The sequence below is a fragment of the Sphingobacterium lumbrici genome, from assembly GCF_006476045.1.
Taxonomy (GTDB): Bacteria; Bacteroidota; Bacteroidia; order Sphingobacteriales; family Sphingobacteriaceae; genus Sphingobacterium; species Sphingobacterium lumbrici.
Map to the genome: position 1 here is coordinate 162813 of NZ_SRZY01000027.1, position 21310 is coordinate 184122.

The 21310-nt window shown below is 39.0% G+C and carries 14 protein-coding genes and 1 tRNA gene; 10 read left to right on the top strand and 5 right to left on the bottom strand.

Going from position 1 to position 21310, the window contains the following annotated elements:
* Positions 1–286: 286 nt before the first annotated feature.
* From E4F24_RS08520 to E4F24_RS08530, 3 genes are all read left to right on the top strand, one after another.
* Positions 287–1072 (top strand): N-formylglutamate amidohydrolase, encoded by a 786-nt coding sequence (locus tag E4F24_RS08520; protein WP_140938269.1) that lies wholly within the window; start codon positions 287–289, stop codon positions 1070–1072.
* Positions 1056–2885, top strand: a complete 1830-nt coding sequence (locus tag E4F24_RS08525) for a flavohemoglobin expression-modulating QEGLA motif protein (protein WP_235891186.1) — start codon at positions 1056–1058, stop codon at positions 2883–2885. The genes E4F24_RS08520 and E4F24_RS08525 overlap by 17 nt, the downstream gene beginning before the upstream one ends.
* A 149-nt stretch (positions 2886–3034) precedes the next feature.
* Positions 3035–4042: an ATP-grasp domain-containing protein gene (locus E4F24_RS08530; protein ID WP_140938270.1), complete on the top strand. Its 1008-nt coding sequence runs from the start codon at positions 3035–3037 to the stop codon at positions 4040–4042.
* A gap of 60 nt (positions 4043–4102) precedes the next feature.
* Here the strand turns inward: E4F24_RS08530 and E4F24_RS08535 are convergent, their stop codons facing one another.
* The gene (locus tag E4F24_RS08535) at positions 4103–7966 is read right to left on the bottom strand and encodes a TIM-barrel domain-containing protein (protein ID WP_140938271.1); all 3864 of its coding nucleotides are present in this window, start codon (positions 7964–7966) and stop codon (positions 4103–4105) included.
* A gap of 301 nt (positions 7967–8267) precedes the next feature.
* Here E4F24_RS08535 and E4F24_RS08540 point away from each other — a divergent pair, with 301 nt between their 5' ends.
* The 4 genes from E4F24_RS08540 (at position 8268) to E4F24_RS08555 (ending at position 12549) form a co-directional block, all read left to right on the top strand.
* The gene (locus E4F24_RS08540) at positions 8268–8831 is read left to right on the top strand and encodes an NADPH-dependent FMN reductase (protein ID WP_140938272.1); all 564 of its coding nucleotides are present in this window, start codon (positions 8268–8270) and stop codon (positions 8829–8831) included.
* A gap of 83 nt (positions 8832–8914) precedes the next feature.
* Positions 8915–9295 carry a hypothetical protein gene (locus E4F24_RS08545; RefSeq protein WP_140938273.1) on the top strand — a complete coding sequence of 127 codons (381 nt, stop codon included), beginning with the start codon at positions 8915–8917 and terminating at the stop codon, positions 9293–9295.
* A gap of 77 nt (positions 9296–9372) precedes the next feature.
* Positions 9373–11433 carry a polyphosphate kinase 1 gene (ppk1, locus tag E4F24_RS08550; protein ID WP_140938274.1) on the top strand — a complete coding sequence of 687 codons (2061 nt, stop codon included), beginning with the start codon at positions 9373–9375 and terminating at the stop codon, positions 11431–11433.
* A 48-nt stretch (positions 11434–11481) separates the two neighbouring features.
* Positions 11482–12549 carry a PA0069 family radical SAM protein gene (locus tag E4F24_RS08555; RefSeq protein WP_140938275.1) on the top strand — a complete coding sequence of 356 codons (1068 nt, stop codon included), beginning with the start codon at positions 11482–11484 and terminating at the stop codon, positions 12547–12549.
* Positions 12550–12654: 105 nt separating this feature from the next.
* Here the strand turns inward: E4F24_RS08555 and E4F24_RS08560 are convergent.
* Positions 12655–12727, bottom strand: a tRNA-Thr gene (locus E4F24_RS08560).
* Between the two features lie 259 nt (positions 12728–12986).
* Between E4F24_RS08560 and clpB the strand changes: the two genes are divergently transcribed.
* Positions 12987–15584 carry an ATP-dependent chaperone ClpB gene (gene clpB / locus E4F24_RS08565; RefSeq protein ID WP_140938276.1) on the top strand — a complete coding sequence of 866 codons (2598 nt, stop codon included), beginning with the start codon at positions 12987–12989 and terminating at the stop codon, positions 15582–15584.
* 48 nt (positions 15585–15632) lie between these two features.
* Here clpB and E4F24_RS08570 read toward each other — a convergent pair whose 3' ends face one another.
* Positions 15633–17441, bottom strand: coding sequence for a mechanosensitive ion channel family protein (locus E4F24_RS08570; RefSeq protein WP_140938277.1), 1809 nt, complete (start codon positions 17439–17441; stop codon positions 15633–15635).
* Between the two features lie 202 nt (positions 17442–17643).
* Between E4F24_RS08570 and E4F24_RS08575 the strand changes: the two genes are divergently transcribed.
* Entirely contained in the window at positions 17644–18549 is a 906-nt protein-coding gene (locus E4F24_RS08575) for a DUF72 domain-containing protein (RefSeq protein ID WP_140938278.1), read from the top strand.
* 28 nt (positions 18550–18577) lie between these two features.
* On the opposite strand, the gene E4F24_RS08580 is transcribed toward E4F24_RS08575, so the two are convergent.
* Positions 18578–19765: a class I SAM-dependent methyltransferase gene (locus tag E4F24_RS08580; RefSeq protein WP_140938279.1), complete on the bottom strand. Its 1188-nt coding sequence runs from the start codon at positions 19763–19765 to the stop codon at positions 18578–18580.
* Between the two features lie 54 nt (positions 19766–19819).
* Here E4F24_RS08580 and E4F24_RS08585 point away from each other — a divergent pair, with 54 nt between their 5' ends.
* Positions 19820–20608, top strand: coding sequence for a Cof-type HAD-IIB family hydrolase (locus tag E4F24_RS08585; RefSeq protein WP_140938280.1), 789 nt, complete (start codon positions 19820–19822; stop codon positions 20606–20608).
* Positions 20609–20626: 18 nt separating this feature from the next.
* Here E4F24_RS08585 and cmk read toward each other — a convergent pair whose 3' ends face one another.
* Positions 20627–21307, bottom strand: a complete 681-nt coding sequence (cmk, locus tag E4F24_RS08590; protein ID WP_140938281.1) for a (d)CMP kinase — start codon at positions 21305–21307, stop codon at positions 20627–20629.
* Positions 21308–21310 lie beyond the last annotated feature (3 nt).

Genomic DNA, 21310 nt, shown 5'->3' on the forward strand with positions numbered 1-21310 from the left:
TAAAGCTTACCTTTTCTAAATAGTCAATTAATTCCCTCATATTTTCTTTTGAAAACACCATTTGCGCAAGGGCTTTGACCATTTCCTCCTTTTCACGGTCATCACTTGAAGACGTAAAACCAAGTAAAACAATAGTTGGAAATGATTTCTTTATTTGTTGGCAGGCATCTAGATTTGACAGTTATTCATACAACTGTCATCAATTAACTGAAGTATCAGCAGCGGACCAAACAAACTTTTCGATCTATTATACGTTATAATTTTGTAATCGATAGCAGCAAATCCTATGTCTGATTTTTTTGCATATTATGTCAATACCGGGAATAGTCCGTTTTGGTCTTTTGCTATTCACGATGGCAGCCGGATAAATCCTGTTCTAAAAGATTATTTAAACCTTAATGATGCCGAACGATTTAGAGAAGAAGATCCCTACACCGGTACCATAGCTGAGTTGCCGATTAATAAATTTATAGTTAGTACATCCCGCTTCCAGCTGGATATGAATAGAACAATAGCCGATGCCATTTACCTGCGCCCTGAACAAGCGTGGGGATTGTCCGTTTGGGAAAATCTTCCGGAGCCCCACATCGCTACCTTACAAAACGAACATCACAACGTATTCAAGGAAATAGAAACCCTAATCCAACGTACAATCGATGACCATGGGTATTTTGTGGTACTCGATATCCATAGCTATAATTGCAAAAGATCCGGACCGCTTGAAGAAGTAGATCATAACGCAAACCCTCAGATAAATTTGGGTACGATATACAATCATCCGAAGTGGCGGTCGCTCATTCAATATTTTATAACGTCTATACAGCATCAGACCTATTTCTCCCAACCGATCGATATTCGGGAAAATGTAAAATTCAAAGGAGGATACCTTTCTCAATTCATCAATAAAAAATTTGGAGACAAAGGTTGTGTACTATCTATTGAATTTAGAAAAGATTTTATGGATGAATGGACAGGAGAACCATATATTCAGCATATCATGGCCTACAGACAAATTCTTATGAATGCCTTAACCGATTTACAAGAATATAATTTTAATGATGCAAGAGGATAAGACCATTCAGCAGATCATGCAGGCTATAAAAGAAAAAGAGCCTTTCCATCAGCAGATACCAAATGTCGGTAAATTGGTTTTTAATAAGATTGTCCCTTATCTCTTTATCTATCGTATACCGATAATGGGGAAGGATCGAATGCTGACGGAACTCGCCAAATCCGAGACGGCCAGTGTTATCTATAAAACAGATTTTACCCGGGAAGATTGGATTGGAATGATAGCAGAGGCACTGGCAAAAGAATTCGGATCATGCCTCGTGATAGAAGTATGGAACGCACCCCAAGATCAAGTAGAGGATATATCCATTCAATTATCACAAAAAAATGCCTTACAACTTGCCGAATACTTTGCTAAAAATATCGTACTCGAGGCTCCCGACATCACAGTAGCCCTCGAAAAATTGAGTAAAGTGCCCAAGCCAGAGGGATATTCGGATTTATTTACTTTGAAAAAATTACAAGAAAAGCAGATCATGTCATTGGGAATATCCGTAAAACAAAGATATATCGATCGTCAAGGCCACACCCTTCCTATCCTACTGCGTCATTTTCGGGAGACATTAGGTAAAAGCCTATCGCGGTTATTTTTTGAATTTCTACGTATCCATACCACCGTTAAGGCCACCGAATTCAAATTGCAAACACATGAAGAACTTTCCAAATTTGTATTGGAAATAGATAAGAAGTTGGCACAGGAAAGTCAGCGCTTTGATTTCCTCCTTCTGGTTACCCCGATTAATGCTCATGAAGCTTGGTTACAATTTAAAAAAGACAAATTTTACCGTACGCCTAAGTTTATTTATCGTCCTATGCCGATAGATCCGGATTTGGTAAAACGAAATTTGTACAATTTGCGGATTGAAGATTTATATGATCCGACTATCGCATATCTTTTCAGGGACAAAAGAACCGAATTGGATGCAATGATGTCTATGCTCAGTGACAGGGGAAAAGAAGATTTTATGCATGGAAGCTTACAGATATTTGGTGCCGTGAGTGATAAGCTCTTGAATACAGCAAAAGCACTATTGACCGTTATTGACTCAGGCGATTCTCCCAATATCAAAGAAGACAAGAAACTAGACGCACATGGATTTGCTAAAATGGCCAGAGAGGAGATACAATATCTGCAGGCTCAACGTCCGGATTTCAACACTACTGTACGTGTCCGCGATGATATATCTGGTGTCATGGTGAATCGTGGGATCTTGAATATAAGTAAAGAATATCAAATAGGAATAGAGCGTGCAAAGGCATTGATTCAGCATGAAGTAGGTACACATATCGTAACTTATTTTAACGGAAAAACACAGCCACTAAGCCTGTTTAGCCTTGGTGTTCCCGGCTACGAACAACTTCAAGAAGGGTTAGCAGTATTCGCTGAATATCTAGTCGGAGGACTTAGTAACGATCGTCTTCGTACCATCTCGGGCCGTGTCTTGGCCGTACGTTATATGTTGATGGGCCATTCCTTTATTGATACCTTTTCGATGCTAACAGAAGAATATCATTTTGCCCAACAAACGGCATTCCAGATGACTATGCGCGTATACCGCGGAGGCGGACTCACCAAAGATGCCCTTTACCTTCAAGGTTTGATCGAATTGATTCAATATCTTAAAGACGGCAAAGATATTCGTCTCTTAACCGTTGGAAAAATACGAGAAGACTACCTGCCTATAGTTAAAGATCTGATGCAACGTGGTGTATTACAGCCTCCGGCACTAATACCCCGCTACCTTAGTAAAGAAAATATGGAAAGATTTAAAGCACTTAATAAAATCAGCAATGTATTCAAACTTATCAATTAACATAGCAATTCATTATGACACCATCACTTAAATAATATTAACACGGAGCAGTGGTTAGATGAGATCAACGTAGATTCTTTAAAATGCTACATGCTATAAAAACGTTACAGACCGGGGTATAATTTCTCTAGAATAACAAAAGCAGACAAATGAAAATAGCACTTTTAATCAATCAAACACATAAAGAAGAAGTAGCTTTTACGACTACCCTATTAGCACTTACCGCCTTAAAACGTGATCATACGATCATTTATATCGGACTTGCCGATTTCATTTACCAAAATGAACGTAATATCGGCGCACATGGTCGGGTGGCAGAGCCGGATTCAGGTATTGATGATGGAGAGGATTTATTGAATACTCTTCGAAGTAATAAAAAGCAAATTATCAATTTACAGGAAATAGATGTTTTATGGCTCCGTTTTGACCCGGTATTAGATATGATAAATAGACCTTGGGCCGCTGCAATGGGGATCCAATTTGCGCAACTCGTAAAAAATAACGGACGTTTGGTTGTCAACGATCCAGACACACTTATTCAAGCAAGCAATAAACTGTACTTAGAAAACTTTTCGAAAGAAATCCGCCCGAAGACCATTGTGACACGAAACCACGAAGACGTAATCGCTTTTCTGGAAGAACAACAAGATAAGATCATCCTCAAACCCCTAAAAGGTTCGGGGGGCAAAAATGTATTCTTAATCCCATTCAAAGAACGTCAAAATTTAAAACAGATTGTAGAGGTAATCGGTAGAGACGGGTATGTCATAGCACAGGAGTATCTGCCGGAAGCCGTAAACGGCGACATACGTTTTTTCTTATTGGACGGAAAACCCATTATAGTGGATGGTAAATACGCAGCCGTGAACCGCGTACAACAAGGAAACGAAATCCGGAGCAACATCCACCAAGGTGCTAAAGCCAAACAAGCCTTTATCGATGAAAAGGTTCTTAACCTTGTCAATAAAGTAGCCAGTAAACTTATAGAAGACAATATGTACTTTGTAGGACTGGATATCGTAGGAGATAAAATCATGGAAATAAATGTTTTTAGCCCAGGGGCATTAGGTCAAGCATCCCGATTAAATCACGTCGATTACAGTACTGCTGTAATCGAAAATTTAGAAAATAAAGTTAAAAAGTATTATAGTCAGTAAAACAAAAAAGCTGGTCGATGATGAACACATTCGACCAGCTTCCCTATTCCCATGTAACTTTTAGAATTTTAAGATATTCAATTTCCTGTCTACTAAAAATCCATCCATCGCTTTCAGTTTGAACTGAACAGGGCGTTTTGCTTTTAACTTCAAAATGAACAGGTCTTGATTGCCCGACAAGAGTTCTTTTTCACCCACATTGACAAATGTAGGATACACCGCTTTGCTACCATTTGTATGCAACCTATCATTGGTCAAATTCTCCATCTGCTTCATACCTAAGTTCTCTATTCCTACGAATTCGTAATCCTGCGTACTATATGGGAGTGCAAAACTCAATGCGTTTACCGATTGCAAATCTACTCCATGTACCTGTATCGCTACGATTTCATCTTTATCATAGTTCATCTTCTCCGTACGCAATATAATATTTCCGGCAATCTGTTCCAATTTACTATCAGGAACACCTCCTTCTAACTGTGTCGTAAGTACTGAAATATCGTACGCATCAATCAAGTTGTTTTTATTGATGTCGCCATTACTTATATAGCCTTCAAAATCAGAATCACCCAATCGCAACCCCGTATAATTGGTATATGATACGAGGTCATTTACATCTAGTAATCTATCATTATTGATATCACCGGGTAAATAACTTTCCGTTCCGGGTACTTTGAAAATATAGAGTTCACGCCCTGAACCAAAACCTCCAACTCCTTCGGTAATCGATAGTTTTATATAGCGTGCCGTAGGATGTCCTTTGAAAACAAACGCTTTTATTTCATCATTGTTTGCCCATTCAAAAGAATCGATTTCTGTCCATATTTCCCTATCCAAACTGTGGAATACCTTACCCTTTAGGAGAATCCCATTTCCTCTCCCCGATCGAGGTAAATAATGAAATTTATCTAGTTGGTTGATTGATTTCAAATCAATAACGATATCAAAAGGCACTGATGTTGTACCCCATTTGGTGTGCCACATATTACCCTCATCAAAATCAAATAATTTATGAATACCTTCACCCCCTTGATTTTGAGCGGTAGTTTCTGCAACTATGCCCTTAATAGCAAATTCCAACGGGTTAGATTTTGTTTTTGCTGTAAAGCTGACCCAATCGGAATAACCATCCTTATTAGCCGCACGTAATTTAAATGTATAATCCGTTTCGGCAGCAAGTCCGTCAAACAAAAGTTCCTGTTCCCGAATTGTCGTATAGCGCATGTTATTAAAGTCTATTTCATAAAAGTCTGCATGATCTACTTTTCCCCAGGTTGGTTTTAAGGTATATGCTGCGATATCGGATTCTTTTAGCCCCGCATCCGACGGTGTAGACAATGCTCCCGAAGTGATCCGATATGAATTTTTTGGATTAAACTCAAATCCCCGAATAACCAACGTCGTACCTGTTGTCGAAATATCTGTTGACGCCAACTTAACCCATATCTGAGGGTTCTTTTTGATGATTGTCTTCGCAAAACTACTGTTTGGCGTTGCAAATTTGTTCAGATTTAGTTCTTCATAATAAAAGTACACATTTTCTCCCTCCAGGAATTCCTCCAATGAAAAGACCTCCTTTAACTTCAGACTAGATCGTCCATATTTAGCGCTTATTTTTTTAGGTTTGCTCGTTACATTAATACGAAACTCTGTTCTTTTAAAATTTTGGAAACCTTCAAAGCTACCCTCTGTCGGTAAAACCGTAATAGTTGCGTTATCTTTAGAAACAACAGATTGAATCTCCGTTTTTGTACCCACTCCTATTTTATAGGCTTCCGTCCTGCCATCATCGTCATATTCTATAAACGAAGAACTACCGTAAGGGTATATTTCATACACACGTAGCGTATTGTCTATTTCCGAAACGTTATTATGGGCAATAGTCATCGGAATAATAGCTCCGTTTTTTACAAATACAGGTAATTTCCAAATCGGCGTATCGAAATTATTTAGCACCTGATTTCCCTGATATTTCTCTCCTGAAAAATAATCGACCCAACTTCCCTCCGGAAGATAAATATTATTCCGCATATCATTCCCATCTCCATCAGCCTTCGTATTCTGATAAATCGGGGCTACTAAGAAATGGGGGCCATAGAGAAATTGATATTGCGTGGCCGTACCCAACGTATATAAATTCGGATACTCGAGAAACAATGCCCGTACCATCGGCAGGCCATCTACTGCTTGTCGCGCTATGCTATAAGTATATGGCATTAATTCGGACTTGAGTTTCAAATAGTTCCTATTGATGGAAGCGGCAGTATCCCCCAACGCATGTGGATACTTTTCATTCGAACCCCAACCGTCCATATTCAATTCCATTGGTGTAAATGTTTTCCATTGGAAATCGCGAATATTGACTGCACTATTTTTGCCGCCGAATATACCATCCATATCAGAGGTAATATTCGGTTGCCCCGAAAGACCTGATCCAATGTATGTAGGAATATGAAATCGAATGTATTCCCAAATACCTCCGGTTTGATCTCCTGACCATATCCCCGCATAACGCTGGGTACCGGCCCACCCATCTAACGATATGATAAAAGGTCTTGCGTGGTTTCCATAATAAGGCATGATATGAGCTACATCCGAGACACCATTTAACCCAAAAGAATAGCCTGGCCCAACCCAAGCGACATCGGTCTTTAATACCCGCACTCCTGCATCACGCACCTCCTTCACGATATCCCGTTGTAATAACGCACTTATACTGTCCTTAGGATGCAGATCGGATTGTGTCCAGAGGCCAATTTCAACACCATTTTTGCGAGCATAATCACCAAATTCCTTTAGATTTTGAATATTTCCATCTAATGTCTGCGTTTGACCATATCCGGCTCCATATCCATCATTAGGAAGAATCCAACCTAGTGGCATATCGTGTTTTTTGTAGCGATCTATCACCGCTCGCGCAGAGAACTGATAATTGTTGGGTAATTCACCGTTCAAGGATTCTTTAATTCCTCCGTTCTCCTTTTGTGATTCTTTATACCTCTTACCATCTTCAAAGCGTATCCCTTTTTCATCTTCCAGCCAATAATCCCTGTTATAAGCGTTTAGATGACCCTGATAAAATCCGAATTTTGGCATTAAAACCGGATTTCCGGTCAATTGGTAAAAGTCATTTAATAAAGGGACAGCTCCGTCATTGACCATGTAAAACACATCCAGATAATCTGTTTCGTGCGAAGCTTGCACAACACCTTGCTCCCCTACACCAAAATCATATTTTCCCTTTTTAAACGTATACCAAAGCATTCCATAACCATTAGAAGACCAGTAAAAAGGAGTTGGAGAAGCTACCCCACCGTCTGTCCAACTGTTTTGATTTTCTATGGATATAACTTTTCCCTTATGCGAAAAACGGCCATTCTGCACTCCTCCTCCATAAAAATATTCGTCGGGAGTTTCCTTCAACGAAATCTTTACGTTGTTTTTTTCGAAGGCAACCGGCTTAATCCATTCCAAAACAACCTTGTTATTTTCTCTATTTAAAATCTTCAGAAGACCTGTGGTTTTATCCAATTGAATACTGATCTTAGACGTTTCGATATGGATTTGATTATCTTTTTCCTTAAATTGAAGGGACTGTATTTCTTTTCGGGGGTTATCCACTAAAATCTTGGCTTCGGGGTTCGATTTCGGGTCACGTATTATTCCTCCTTTAATATCTTGAAATAACCTGAAAATATTCTCCCCATAGAAATCAAAGGTCATACGCTGATTATCCGAGAACAATATTTCAACGGTATGCGGATTAATTTTTTTCGCACTATTAATTCCTGGATTTGTAACGCTCTGATCAACACATATTGCGTGACCTATAGGAGCTGCGGATACCGGATATAACATTAATAACGGCAACGCTAAGGCTACTAGCGTTTTTTTTGGCGTATAGCACCAAAACTTTTTCTTCATCTGCTTACTATTTTACGATATTAAATTGTTTTGTTTTGAGATTACTGTTTATCTTGTTTTAAGATCGCTTGTTTAAAATAGTATGTAAATGTAGTAAAGACCTCGCATAAAATTATGTTAGACATAAAATAGTTACAATTCAAAATATCCCTAATTATTACTATTTGTTTAATATTAGGTCCTGCTATGATGGCATGATTTTTTATCAGAATAATGGTATACATGAGACTGCTATGTTCAGTTTGTGAATGCAAAGCATTTTATTTAAGTTTAGAAGATAATGTATAAATAATTCTATATAATGAAAATATTAGCATTCGCGGCGAGCAATAGCTCGCAATCCATTAATAAGAGACTGGTAAGCAGTATCAGCAAGTATTATAAAGAGCCTGCTGATATTATTGAATTAATCGATTTAAATGATTTTGAAATGCCTCTTTATTCTCATGACCGGGAAGTTCAGAATGGTATCCCACAGTTAGCAACAGATTTTGCCAACAAGATAGATTGGGCAGATTTTATACTCATTTCCTTCGCCGAGCATAATGGCAATTATGCTGTCGCGTATAAAAATATCATAGATTGGGTATCCCGTATCAAAGGAAGAAAACCTTTTCCCAATAAACCAATGTTTTTAATCGCTGCAAGCAATGGAAAACGCGGAGGACAAAGTGTTCTTGATATCGCGACAAACAGAATGCCTTTTGACGGGGGAATCGTATTGGAAACTTTTTCACTCCCCGAATTCAACACCAATTTTGAAGAAGGAAAAGGGGTAATCAACGTACTTTACCGAAGTCAACTAGAAGCAAAGGTGCGAAAAACAAAACGGGAATTAGCAAAAATTCAAGCAGAAACAAACTAATATTTCGCTGACACGTTCATTTCTCAATGAGAACATACAACATTTAATACACATAAAACTTTAGACGATACGATAAATCTGTAATGAACAACAAAAAATCTAAAAGAATATGGCTTGTCGCTATAGCTGTTATTTTACTATTGAGCTATCTAATCTGGCAAACGTACAGCCAACCGACTTTAGAAGATATTCCAGGGAATTTCGAAGAGGTCGCCTTTGTACGAAACGAACAAAATAAAGGCGGAATTATACGAATTTATGCCATTACCGTGGACGATCCTTCAGTTGCAAATTATGATGCCTGTGCTGATTTATTTCCTACTAATGACTTCAATAGCATAACAACCGTTTATTTTTTCGACAAAAATAAACCATATCCCACTGTACTGACATTGGAAAGCCCACATTATGATACAGATAAATATTCAGCCATATACATCGCAAAAAGAAGAGGGACAAATTAATTTTGTGTTATTCATATTATTTTAACATTAAGCTAACATCAATACTATAGATTTGAATCCAATATATTCGTTTAATAATGGCAAGAAAATATATACCTAGAGATATTAGCTGGTTGAGTTTTAATGGAAGAGTACTACAGGAAGCGGCAGATGAAACCGTGCCTTTACCTTCCCGTTTAAAATTTTTGGGCATATTTTCCAATAATCTGGATGAATTTTTTCGTGTACGGGTAGCTGGTCTTAAGAGAGCACTTGCAGTAGATGAAAAAGAGGCAAAAGATATTTTCTTTGAAAAACCTCAGCTGATATTAGATGAAATCCACGACATCGTGATCAGCCAGCAAAAAAAATTCAACGATGTTTGGGAAGATGTACAAAAAGAAATGGCCAAACAGCAAGTGTACATTAAAACGAGTGAAGATCTGAACGAAGAACAGAAAAAATTTATCCATCAATACTACCAAGATGAGATAGAATCCAATGTCATTCCTCTTCTTTTGAATGATGAGAATCCGATGCCCTATCTCAGAGACAAATCTTTGTATCTAGGTGTAGCCATGATAAAGAAAGATTGGCAGTATGAAACCAAATTTGCGATCATAGAAATCCCTTCCAGCCAGTTAGGACGTTTTACGATATTACCCTCTTCCAAAAACCAAGTCCACGTTATATTATTGGAAGATATTATTAAATTCAACCTTCCTTATATCTTTTCGTACTTCGAATTCGATGAATTCAAGGCTCATGCGTTTAAGATTACAAAGGATGCCGAATTTGATTTAGATAATGATATCAATACCAACTTTGCCGAGAAAATAGCAAAAGCTGTAAAAAGTCGGCGAAAAGGCAAGCCCACCCGTTTTGTATTTGACAAAGAAATGGATGAAAAGTTACTGGAATTTCTTATCAAAAAGCTCAATATTTCCAAGAAAGACAGTATCATACCCGGACAAAAAATTCATAATTTCAAACATTTTATGGATTTTCCCAACGTATTTAAAAAGTACCATCAGCCAAAAGAAAGGACATCTTTCACACATCCCCAGTTTACGAATCAGCAACGTATTACCGACGTAATTATAAAGAAGAATGTTCTTCTCTCCTTTCCATACCATTCTTTTCGCCCGGTGATCGACTTACTACGGGAAGCTGCAATGGATCCGGATGTCAAAACCATCCAAATTACGGCTTACCGGTTAGCCAGCAATTCGAAAATTGGAAACGCTTTGGTAAATGCCGCACGCAATGGCAAAGACGTAACAGTGATGCTCGAATTGCGTGCAAGATTTGATGAAGAACATAATCTGGAATGGAAAGAACGCTTCGAAATGGAAGGTATTCGTGTTTTGATTGGGATTCCAAATAAAAAGATACACGCAAAGCTCTGTGTCATCAAAAAGAGAGTAAATAACAAAACTATACAATATGGCTTTGTCAGTACAGGGAACATCAATGAAAAAACTGCCAAGATCTATGGTGACTACTGCTTAATGACAAGCAATAGAGCTATTATGGCCGATATAAATAAAGTTTTCAATGCACTAAAACGACCGAAACTGGATTTGCCGCAAACTTTAAAAATGGGAACCGGCTTATTGGTTTGCCCTACCGATATGCGTAACACAATTCTCTCTTATTTAGATACGGAAATAGTCGAAGCGAAAGCCGGGCGCAACGCACATATCATCATCAAGGTTAATTCACTGAGTGATAAGATTCTGATTAAAAAAATATACGATGCCGCAGAAGCAGGTGTTAAAATTGAAATGATTGTGCGCAGTATTTATTGCGCAGTAAATCAAAAAACTTTTCAAGAGCCTATCCATGCTATAAGTATTGTAGATGAATATTTAGAACATGCACGCGTAATGTACTTTTACAATGCAGGTAAAGAACATGTCTATATTTCGTCCGCCGATTGGATGACCCGCAATTTGGATCATCGCGTGGAGGCTGCTGTGCGTATATCTGATAAAAAACTTAAAGCAGAACTAATCGATATGCTTAAAATTCAGCTTCAGGGAAATGTCAAAACACGTATATTAGATAACGTACTGAGCAATAATTACGTAAAAAATGGAAAACAACATTACAGATCTCAAATAGAACTGTATAAATACCTAAAATCCAAAACATAAATCAACTACTACCATTTATACTAATATTTTTAGTAACTTTATCTTGTTATGCAGGAGAAAGATTATATTAAAGGAAGGGGTGCACAATACAACCCACAGAATATTTATAAAAAAGATAAGTATACGGTAGACCACATAGAAGCTATCGATGATTGGGAAGTCGAAAGTAATAAGACTATATTTATTCCGTCTAATGCCAAATCTTTAGTACATAAGGTAGGCAGTCCCGATGTCGGCATGATGTACTCTGCTAACCCCTATCAGGGATGTGAGCATGGTTGTATCTATTGCTATGCGCGCAATTCTCATCAATATTGGGATCTGAGTTCGGGTTTGGATTTCGAACGGAAAATTATAGTGAAAGAAAATGCACCACAGCTCTTTGAAAAATTCATCAGCAAAAAGGGAGGGCACGTCACTCCCATCCATCTCTCTGGAAATACAGATTGTTATCAGCCTGCAGAACGAAAATTTCGACTTACCCGACGAATATTAGAAATCGCACTTCGCTATAAACAACCTATCGGTATAATCACAAAGAATAGTCTTATTCTGCGGGATGCGGATATTTTGGAGGAAATGGCAAAACACAATCTGATTAAGGTATTCTTGTCTATTAATTCTTTAACGGAAGATACCAGATTACGCTTGGAACCCCGCACAGCAACAGCGTTACAGCGTTTTCGCGTAGTAGAAGAATTGAGCAAAAAAGGTGTGCCTACAGGTGTAAATGTTGCACCTATTATCCCTGGGTTAACAGATCATGAAATACCGGCAGTCTTAAAAGAAACAGCTGTACGCGGTGCCAAATGGGCAAGTTATATCATTGTACGGCTAAATGGACAGATTGGAGAAGTGTTCAAAGACTGGTTAACACATGCCTATCCCGACCGATCCAACAAGATCTGGAACAGCATTGAATCTTGTCATGACGGTAAGGTAAATAACAGCAATTTTGGACTTCGTATGAAAGGAAGTGGTAAAATAGCTGAGGTAATCCACGATAACTTCCGTTTGCACTGCGCTAAAAATGGTTTGAATAAAGAAATTTTCGAATATAACTGCGCCGGACACCGGAGTCTGAATGAAACACCGATACAGCTTACGTTGTTTTAAAGTTTTACTCGTCCTAAAGATTATGATAACATCTTTCTTCGTTAGTAATGCCCCTGTTATTAAAACGTAGAAAAGCTCAACATCTGTTGAGCTTTTCTACGTTAGAGCCTCCTATCGGGATCGAACCAATGACCTACTGATTACAAGTCAGTTGCTCTACCAGCTGAGCTAAGGAGGCATACTTAATTAAGTATTGCGATGCAAATATCGCAAGCGTACATTAAAAAATCAATATTATTTTCGATTTAATTTGTCCTTTTTTATCAACTTTTTGAAAATCAATGAAATTATTTCATGTGCTATCAAAAAAATCAAGAAATTTTGTCGCTTTTTTTTTATATTTAACAGACAAAATTTCAGGAAGTTAACCACAAAAACACAGCGGCATTCTATTTGTTAACTCATCAATACAAGTCAGAAAGGAGCAGAAATAACCTATGAATTTCAATAATTATACCATCAAAGCTCAAGAAGCGATTCAAAAAGCGTCTGAGATAGCTACGGGCAATCAACAGCAATCCGTTGAACCTGCGCATCTATTGAAAGCATTGCTGACCGTGGATGAGCATGTTATCAACCATTTACTAAAAAAGTTAAACGTAAATCTTTCCTACGTAACTGCGGAAGTAACTAAACAAATCGAGGCCCTACCGAAAGTAAGTGGAACCAATATATATATCAGCAATAGCTCCGCGGCAGTATTGCAAAAAGCACAAAGTTATTTAAAAGAATTCAATGACGAATTCGTTTCCATTGAACACATTCTACTTGGACTTTTGTCCGCTAACGACAAAGTATCCAGTTTATTGAAGGATCAGGGAGTGAATGAAAAAGATCTCAAATTGGCAATCAAAGAGCTACGCGGTAGTTCTCGGGTTACAGATCAGAATGCCGAAGCAACTTATAACGCATTAGGCAAATACGCAAGAAACCTGAATGAATATGCCGAATCCGGAAAATTAGATCCGGTGATCGGACGTGATGAAGAAATCCGTCGCGTGATGCAGATATTATCGCGGCGCACCAAAAACAACCCTATTTTAGTTGGCGAACCGGGAGTGGGAAAGACCGCTATTGCAGAAGGTATAGCGCACCGTATTATTAAGGGTGACGCTCCCGAGAATTTAAAAACAAAGACCGTGTACTCTTTGGATATGGGAGCTTTAATCGCTGGTGCAAAATATAAAGGTGAATTTGAAGAACGATTAAAAGCCGTTGTAAAAGAGGTGACGGAGAGCGATGGCGAAATTATTCTTTTTATTGACGAAATCCATACGTTAGTCGGTGCCGGCGGCGGTGAGGGGGCAATGGATGCGGCAAATATATTAAAGCCTGCTCTAGCAAGAGGCGAACTGCGTGCCATAGGTGCTACCACATTAAACGAATACCAAAAATATTTTGAAAAAGACAAGGCACTAGAACGCCGCTTTCAAAAAGTGATGGTGGAGGAACCGGATACACAAGATGCAATTTCCATCCTGCGTGGTCTAAAAGAACGTTATGAAACACACCACAAGGTACGGATCCTGGATGAATCTATTATCGCTGCGGTCGAACTGTCACAACGCTATATTACCGATCGTTTCCTGCCGGACAAAGCGATCGATTTGATCGATGAAGCTGCTTCCAAGTTGCGACTTGAAATGGATTCGGTGCCCGAAGCTGTCGACGAACTGGAGCGTCGCATTATGCAATTGGAGATTGAGCGTGAAGCAATTAAACGCGAAAACGACAACAAGAAAGTGGCTGAACTGTCCGAGACTATTGCCAACCTTTCTAACGAGCGAGATTCGTTAAAATCCGCCTGGCAGTCAGAAAAAAACTTGGTCGATCGCGTAAATCAGGAGATGCAAAACATCGAAGATTACAAATTGGAGGCCGAACAGGCCGAGCGTGCCGGAGACTATGGCAAAGTAGCTGAATTACGTTACGGTAAAATCAAGGAAGCACAAGATGCCACCGAAAAGCTAAAAGCTGAATTGGCCGAAAAACAACAAGGTAGCCGCATGCTTAAAGAAGAAGTAACATCAGAAGATATCGCAGATATTGTATCACGTTGGACAGGTATTCCAATGAATAAAATGGTTCAATCCGAACGTCAAAAGTTATTGACGTTGGAGGAAGAATTACACAAACGTGTAGCAGGACAGGATGAAGCGATTGAAGCCATTTCAGATGCTATCCGCCGCTCACGTGCCGGACTGAGTGATGCCAAACGTCCCATAGGCTCATTTATATTCCTCGGGACTACGGGAGTTGGTAAAACTGAATTGGCGAAAGCACTAGCTGAATTTTTGTTCGATGACGAGCAGGCTCTGGTCCGTATCGACATGTCGGAATATCAAGAGCGTCACGCAGTATCACGTTTAATTGGAGCGCCTCCGGGATATGTAGGCTATGATGAAGGCGGCCAGTTAACAGAAGCTGTTCGCCGTCGCCCCTATTCCGTTGTTCTGCTAGACGAGATCGAGAAGGCACATCCCGATGTTTTCAATATTTTGCTACAGGTGCTTGATGACGGACATCTAACGGATAACAAAGGTCGTGTAGTCAACTTTAAAAACATCATTATCATTATGACCTCCAATACCGGTTCTCATCTTATTCAGGAAAACTTCAGCCATTTAACGGATGAAAACAGGGATAATGTAATTGCAAAAACGAAAGACGAAGTATTCGATCTCTTACAGAAGTCAATTCGTCCTGAATTTTTGAACCGTATCGATGAAGTCATCATGTTTACTCCATTGAGCCGCAATGAGATTGGAGATATCGTTCGAATGCAATTTAGTCGTGTACAGCATCAACTAGCCGAACAAAATATATTCTTGTCCGCTACGGATGAAGCATTGGATTGGTTAGCACAACTAGGATATGATCCCATATATGGGGCACGTCCGTTGAAGCGTGTTATTCAGAAACGGATCTTGAACGAATTGTCGAAAGAGATCCTCTCCGGAAAAGTGACAAACGATTCTGTCATTCAATTGGATACGTTTGATGGGCAATTTGTCTTCCTGAATAAGAATAAATAATAGTATTAGGCCTGAAACGCGTATCTCAATGGATACACGTTCAGGCAACTATTCCTCCGTCTGCTTAGCTCCCCCATCCGGAGGCAATATGATATCTTCACTCTTGCGGATAATCCTGAAATGCGGTGACATTATCTCTATTCCGGCTCCATGAAACTTGTCCAATAAATTTTTATGCAATTCTGAATAGATCACCGCTTGCTTATTCGGTTGCTTGGTATAAGCGTTAATCTGATAGGATACATAGTAATCGTCTAAACTAGTCTGTAATACAAATGGTATAGGATTTGCCTCTATATACTCCACCTCCAAAGCAGCTTCAATAGCCAATTTATGTACAGTCTGCCAAGGTATGTCATACCCCATCGTTAAGGTGGTATGCACGATCAGGCCGTTTACTGGTGCATCAGTACTATAGTTGATGGTATGCGAATTCATGATCTGCGAATTAGGCACAGATATAATTTCATTTTTTGCCGTGCGAATGCGGGTCACCAATAATGTTTTTTCAATGATATCGCCTTGTACATCACCAATTTTCACGCGATCTCCTATACTAAATGGCCGCATATAGGTAATTACGAGCCCCGCTACAACATTGCCCAATGCACCCGCAGATCCAAATGTGAATAAGATTCCAATAAAGACAGAGACACCCTGAAAGATAGGCGATTTCGATCCCGGAAGGTACGGAAAGATTACGATCAGCATAAAGGCTATTAGCAGCACACGTAAAATCTGATAGGTAGGCAATGCCCAATCTGCGTAAAATCCGGGAACAGTAAGCGCTTCACGATGTAATTCATTTGCGAAATATTTGAGGATTCGAAAAATATAGCGGAAGATGATAACAATAATAGCTATCGTAATAAAATTTGGAAAATAATGAATAATAGCTAAGCTTATTTTTTTGATCGGATCTAAAATATAGCTCAATAATACAGGAGCATACCCCTCGGTAGCGGGGAAAAGATTAAAAACAATCGGTAAAGTGAGGTAAATAACCGTTACGATGACTAACCCTTTCAACATGTTGAAAATCGACCATATAAACCGAATCTGTCTTTTGGCCGATACAAGCTCATACCCCCTTATCGTGATTCCGGTCAATTTATTCTCTCGATGCCTAAGTACTACTCTTTTTGCATAACCAGCCATTTTATTAATTCCGTATACAATCAATGATACGACCAGCAATACCAGTATGGCAAGACCGATACCTTTCATCAGTTTTGTCAGGCTTGTATCGTCACGATATTGCGCGATACTGTCCTTGATCTTTTTCGAATATAGATTGATTAATGCAGCAGGCGTAGTATTCATCCACAGTGCGTCTTCTGCATTTACGCTTACAATTAAATCACTTCCTCCTTTCACATACCATACCTCGCCATCTTCTACCACCCGGATTGAATCGAGCTGAAATGAATATAAATTTGCCAATACTTTTATCCGCGTCTGTATCGCATTGACACGCTCATTGACAGAGAATCCACCGATACCCTGATACATCGTAAAAATAGTACCCTTAAATGGTACCACAGGCACACCGGGATTCAAGATGCGCATCGAATCTATTTTTCGTTTGCGCTCAATCAATGAGAGGGAGTCTCGGCTTCTTAAAAAATGGAGTTCCGCAAGCAACTCTTGCTTCTCTTTCGTATCTTTCAGTTCAGCAGAAAGTAATTTGTTTTCCAGTTGTATCCGTCTTAAAGAGTCCTGGTCTTGTTGATCTTGTAACTCCACCAAGCGGCTAGAGCTTGCTGATAATTTTATTTCCTTTTCCACGCTGTCCACTAGCTGCGCCATACAGACCTGAGTACTAAAGAGAATAAGAATAAGCTGATAAAATTTCATAAAGATTCGTTATAAGATCAAAAATAACATTAATTATAACTTTAAATAATTTAAATTCGAAATCAAACACCTATTTTTATGCTTCATAGAACAAAATAATCTGATGAAATATTCATGTAGCAAAGGCCAAACGAGCACAAGTGACCACGAAGTAGCATGAGTTCAATGAAAAAATAAATAATCGACGAATAATAATATAAATATGAAATTCGGACAAGTAGCAGATCCTTCAACTATTGATTTTACGATTCCAAAGACACCAAAAGAGACGTTAGATTTACTCCGTGATAACGAATACAAGAGACCTCTAGATGTGTACGTAGGCTGCGCAAAATGGAATAAAGCGGATTTGAAAGGATTTTATCCCCGTGGTACAAAAGACGAACTGGTGTATTATTCTACGCAGTTTAATGCCATTGAGTTAAACGCAACCTTTTACAATTCACCTTCCAAACAACAGGTGGAGACCTGGAAGGAAAAGACCCCTAAAGATTTCAAATTCTTTCCAAAGATACCACAATCGATAAGCCACTTCAGCCGATTATTGAATACCGAAGAGAAAGTAAAGGCTTTTGTAGATTCAACCGTATTATTTGACGAAAAGCTTGGCATGGTCTTTCTTCAATTGATCGATAACTACAAACCGAAAGATTTTGATCGTTTGGAGCATTTTCTGACCAACTTTCCATCAGGTTATCCTTTGGCCGTCGAAGTGCGCAATGAAGAATGGTTTTCGAATCAGGAAGTTGCGAAAAAGTTTTATAAATTATTAGAAGATACCAAAACGACGAATATCATAGTCGATACTGCAGGAAGACGCGATATGATGCACATGCGCTTGACCACATCTACGGCTTTCGTGCGCTATGTCGGAGCCAATCACCCTTCCGATTACACCCGCTTGGAGGAATGGGTTGAAGTAATCAAAGCGTGGAAAGACGCGGGTTTACAGCATCTGTATTTTTTCATCCACCAAAATGTGGAGCTCGAATCCCCACTCTTAGCCGCTCATTTTATAAAAAAACTCAACGCAGCCATAGGAACTGAATTGACGATACCAAACAAACCCGACGATGGAAAATCAGGTACGCTAACTCTATTTAAATAAGTAAAGTATCCTATGAATGATTAGCACATCAGGAAGTAAGTCCGCATAACTGTTCCAGGTAATGGTATTCTATTCCAAAATATGCGTTAGTCGTCTGAAGTTTCGCTAAGATTTCCTGTTGTCTTTTTAAATTTGGGGTTTTCTTAACTCCTACTATCATCACATTTTTGGGTGTATGCGCATCCGTTATAAACTGTAGCACTTTGGTTTGGTAGCCATAATATTCTAAAATTAATGCGCGAATGCCATCCGTCAACATCTCTGCATGACGTTCAAGGAATATACCATATTGCGTCATGAAATCCAGGTCGTTTGTTGCTTTCACTTTTTCAAGTTGCCTCCTTACCTGTTTATGGCAACACGGAGCTACGACGATCAGATCGGCTTCATTTGTTATTCCTTTAAATATAGCGTCATCCGTAGCCGTATCACAAGCGTGCAATGCAATTAACACGTTTAATTCCTGTGTCGGATTATAATCTTCAATTGTCCCCTGTACAAAGGATAAGGTATTGAAATTAGATCTGTCTGCAATATCATTACAAAGCGAGACTAAATCCGCCCTATATTCTACTCCTACAACAGAAGCAGGTTTATTCAGTTCATTATTTAGGTAATCATAAAGTGCGAAGGTGAGGTATCCTTTTCCGGCGCCCATATCGACCACACTCAACTCCTTGTCAGCAGGCAATTCCTTCAACATGGAGCTCAGCAATTCGATATAATGATTAATCTGCCGCCATTTATCCTGTGCGTTTTTAAATACCTTGCCCTCCGAATCCGTCAAACGCAATTCCGCCAGGTACTTTTTTGAAGTCGAACCAATCTTACGTTCTTTTTGATGGTCATGTGAAAGACTACCTAGCTTAGAAGCGGTTGGCTGTTCCGATTTAAGCATCCATTCTCTCTTCTTATTCCATTGACAGATCGTATTCTCTTTCGCCGTAAATAAAGTAGCCACACGAAACCCATCCTCCTGTAACAGCGTTTGAATTTGTTCGATCGCCTCCTCCACCATAAAGTTTTTCGTAATATCCCTTGTTTTGTAGCGATACGTAAACGATAATTTGAACACACGTTTTATTAACACCGGCCTGACATATATGTTTTTCAGATCCGGTTCCCCACCTTTGTAATCACCCAGCGACAACTTAATGAAATTGCTTGCTTGAATACTGTACTGAATATGTGTTATAAAATCTTGATATGTGGCCATATTATTTTTTTTCAAAGATACGATTTATGGAATTAAGAATTTACCTTTGCTATTATGCGAAATCCGAATATAAAAGCTGTTTTTTTTGATATTGACGGCACTTTATTAAGTTTTAAAACCCATGAAGTTGCAGCGTCTACAGAAGAAGCAATAGAACAATTACAGGCTAAAGGAATAAAGACTATACTTTCGACGGGTCGGTCGATTAATAGCATCGATCATGTAAAATATCTGAATTTTGACGGATATATTACTTTCAACGGAGGTTATTGTGTGACGAAGGAAGGACATATCCTATTTTGTCAAGCAATTGATTCGACTGATATTCAATCCGTTTTGGATTACGCCAAGACAAACCCATTGAGTTTTTCGTTTATGTCCGAAAAACACATTACCATACACGATGTGACGCCGGAGATTGCGGGCATGTATGCTCATCTCAATTTACCTGTTCCACCATTGGTAGATATGGAAAACGTGGATTTGAATAGCGTATTGCAGACGAATATATTTCTGGGACCGGAAGACGAGCAGGCATTCATGGAAAAGGTCATGCCTAATTCGCTTGCCTCGCGATGGACACCCCTATTTGCCGATGTCAATCCAAAAGGGCAAAGCAAAAAAGTAGGGATTGATATTTTCTGTAATCACTTTGGTGTTGATATTCAGGAAACGATGGCATTTGGAGACGGAGGAAATGACATTACGATGCTGCAGCATGTTACATTGGGTGTAGCAATGGGCAATGCCAATCCGGAAGTAAAAGAAATTGCCGATTACATTACCGATGATGTAGATAGTGACGGTATTTGGAATGCATTGAAACATTTTGGTGTATTATAAAAGAAAAGAAGCTTAAAATTAAGCTTCTTTTCTTTTATAATATTCGTTCAATACAATTTCTAATTGTTGATCTTGCGTTAGATCGGAGTTGTCTAATATAAAGGCATCGGCTGCCTGTCTTAATGGGCTCTCTTCCCGTGTACTATCTATATGATCTCTATGACTAAGATTTTCTTGAATTTCTTCCATCGTCACATTTTCCCCTTTAGCCGTTAATTCAGCATATCTTCTTTCGGCCCTTACACTCGGACGTGCCGTCATGAATATTTTTAGATCAGCATCCGGAAAAACAGTGGTTCCGATATCACGACCGTCCATTACGATATTGCGACGACACCCCAATTTCTGCTGTTGGGCCACCATAGCATGGCGAACCTCTTTAATGGCACTTACCTCACTCACTTGCTCAGAAACAGCCATTTGGCGAATTTCTTCCGAAATATCTTCGCCATTGAGTAAAATCTGTGTTTGCACTGTATTCGGAATAAAATCGATATGAATATCGGTTAATGCCTGTACAACTGCTGCTGTATCATCGATATCCACCTCATATCTAAGAAAATAGAGTGTAACCGCACGGTACATAGCACCGCTGTCTACAAATACAAAATGCAGCTTTTGCGCCAAAGCCTTAGCCACCGTACTCTTGCCGCAGCTCGAGTAGCCATCTATTGCGATAATGAAATTAGGTCTTGCCATTTT

Coding starts and splice junctions, on each gene's coding strand:
- E4F24_RS08520 (WP_140938269.1), top strand. CDS start 287: ATGTCTGATTTTTTTGCATATTATGTCAATACCGGGAATAGTCCGTTT.
- E4F24_RS08525 (WP_235891186.1), top strand. CDS start 1,056: ATGATGCAAGAGGATAAGACCATTCAGCAGATCATGCAGGCTATAAAA.
- E4F24_RS08530 (WP_140938270.1), top strand. CDS start 3,035: ATGAAAATAGCACTTTTAATCAATCAAACACATAAAGAAGAAGTAGCT.
- E4F24_RS08535 (WP_140938271.1), bottom strand. CDS start 7,966: ATGAAGAAAAAGTTTTGGTGCTATACGCCAAAAAAAACGCTAGTAGCC.
- E4F24_RS08540 (WP_140938272.1), top strand. CDS start 8,268: ATGAAAATATTAGCATTCGCGGCGAGCAATAGCTCGCAATCCATTAAT.
- E4F24_RS08545 (WP_140938273.1), top strand. CDS start 8,915: ATGAACAACAAAAAATCTAAAAGAATATGGCTTGTCGCTATAGCTGTT.
- ppk1 (WP_140938274.1), top strand. CDS start 9,373: ATGGCAAGAAAATATATACCTAGAGATATTAGCTGGTTGAGTTTTAAT.
- E4F24_RS08555 (WP_140938275.1), top strand. CDS start 11,482: ATGCAGGAGAAAGATTATATTAAAGGAAGGGGTGCACAATACAACCCA.
- clpB (WP_140938276.1), top strand. CDS start 12,987: ATGAATTTCAATAATTATACCATCAAAGCTCAAGAAGCGATTCAAAAA.
- E4F24_RS08570 (WP_140938277.1), bottom strand. CDS start 17,441: ATGAAATTTTATCAGCTTATTCTTATTCTCTTTAGTACTCAGGTCTGT.
- E4F24_RS08575 (WP_140938278.1), top strand. CDS start 17,644: ATGAAATTCGGACAAGTAGCAGATCCTTCAACTATTGATTTTACGATT.
- E4F24_RS08580 (WP_140938279.1), bottom strand. CDS start 19,765: ATGGCCACATATCAAGATTTTATAACACATATTCAGTACAGTATTCAA.
- E4F24_RS08585 (WP_140938280.1), top strand. CDS start 19,820: ATGCGAAATCCGAATATAAAAGCTGTTTTTTTTGATATTGACGGCACT.
- cmk (WP_140938281.1), bottom strand. CDS start 21,307: ATGGCAAGACCTAATTTCATTATCGCAATAGATGGCTACTCGAGCTGC.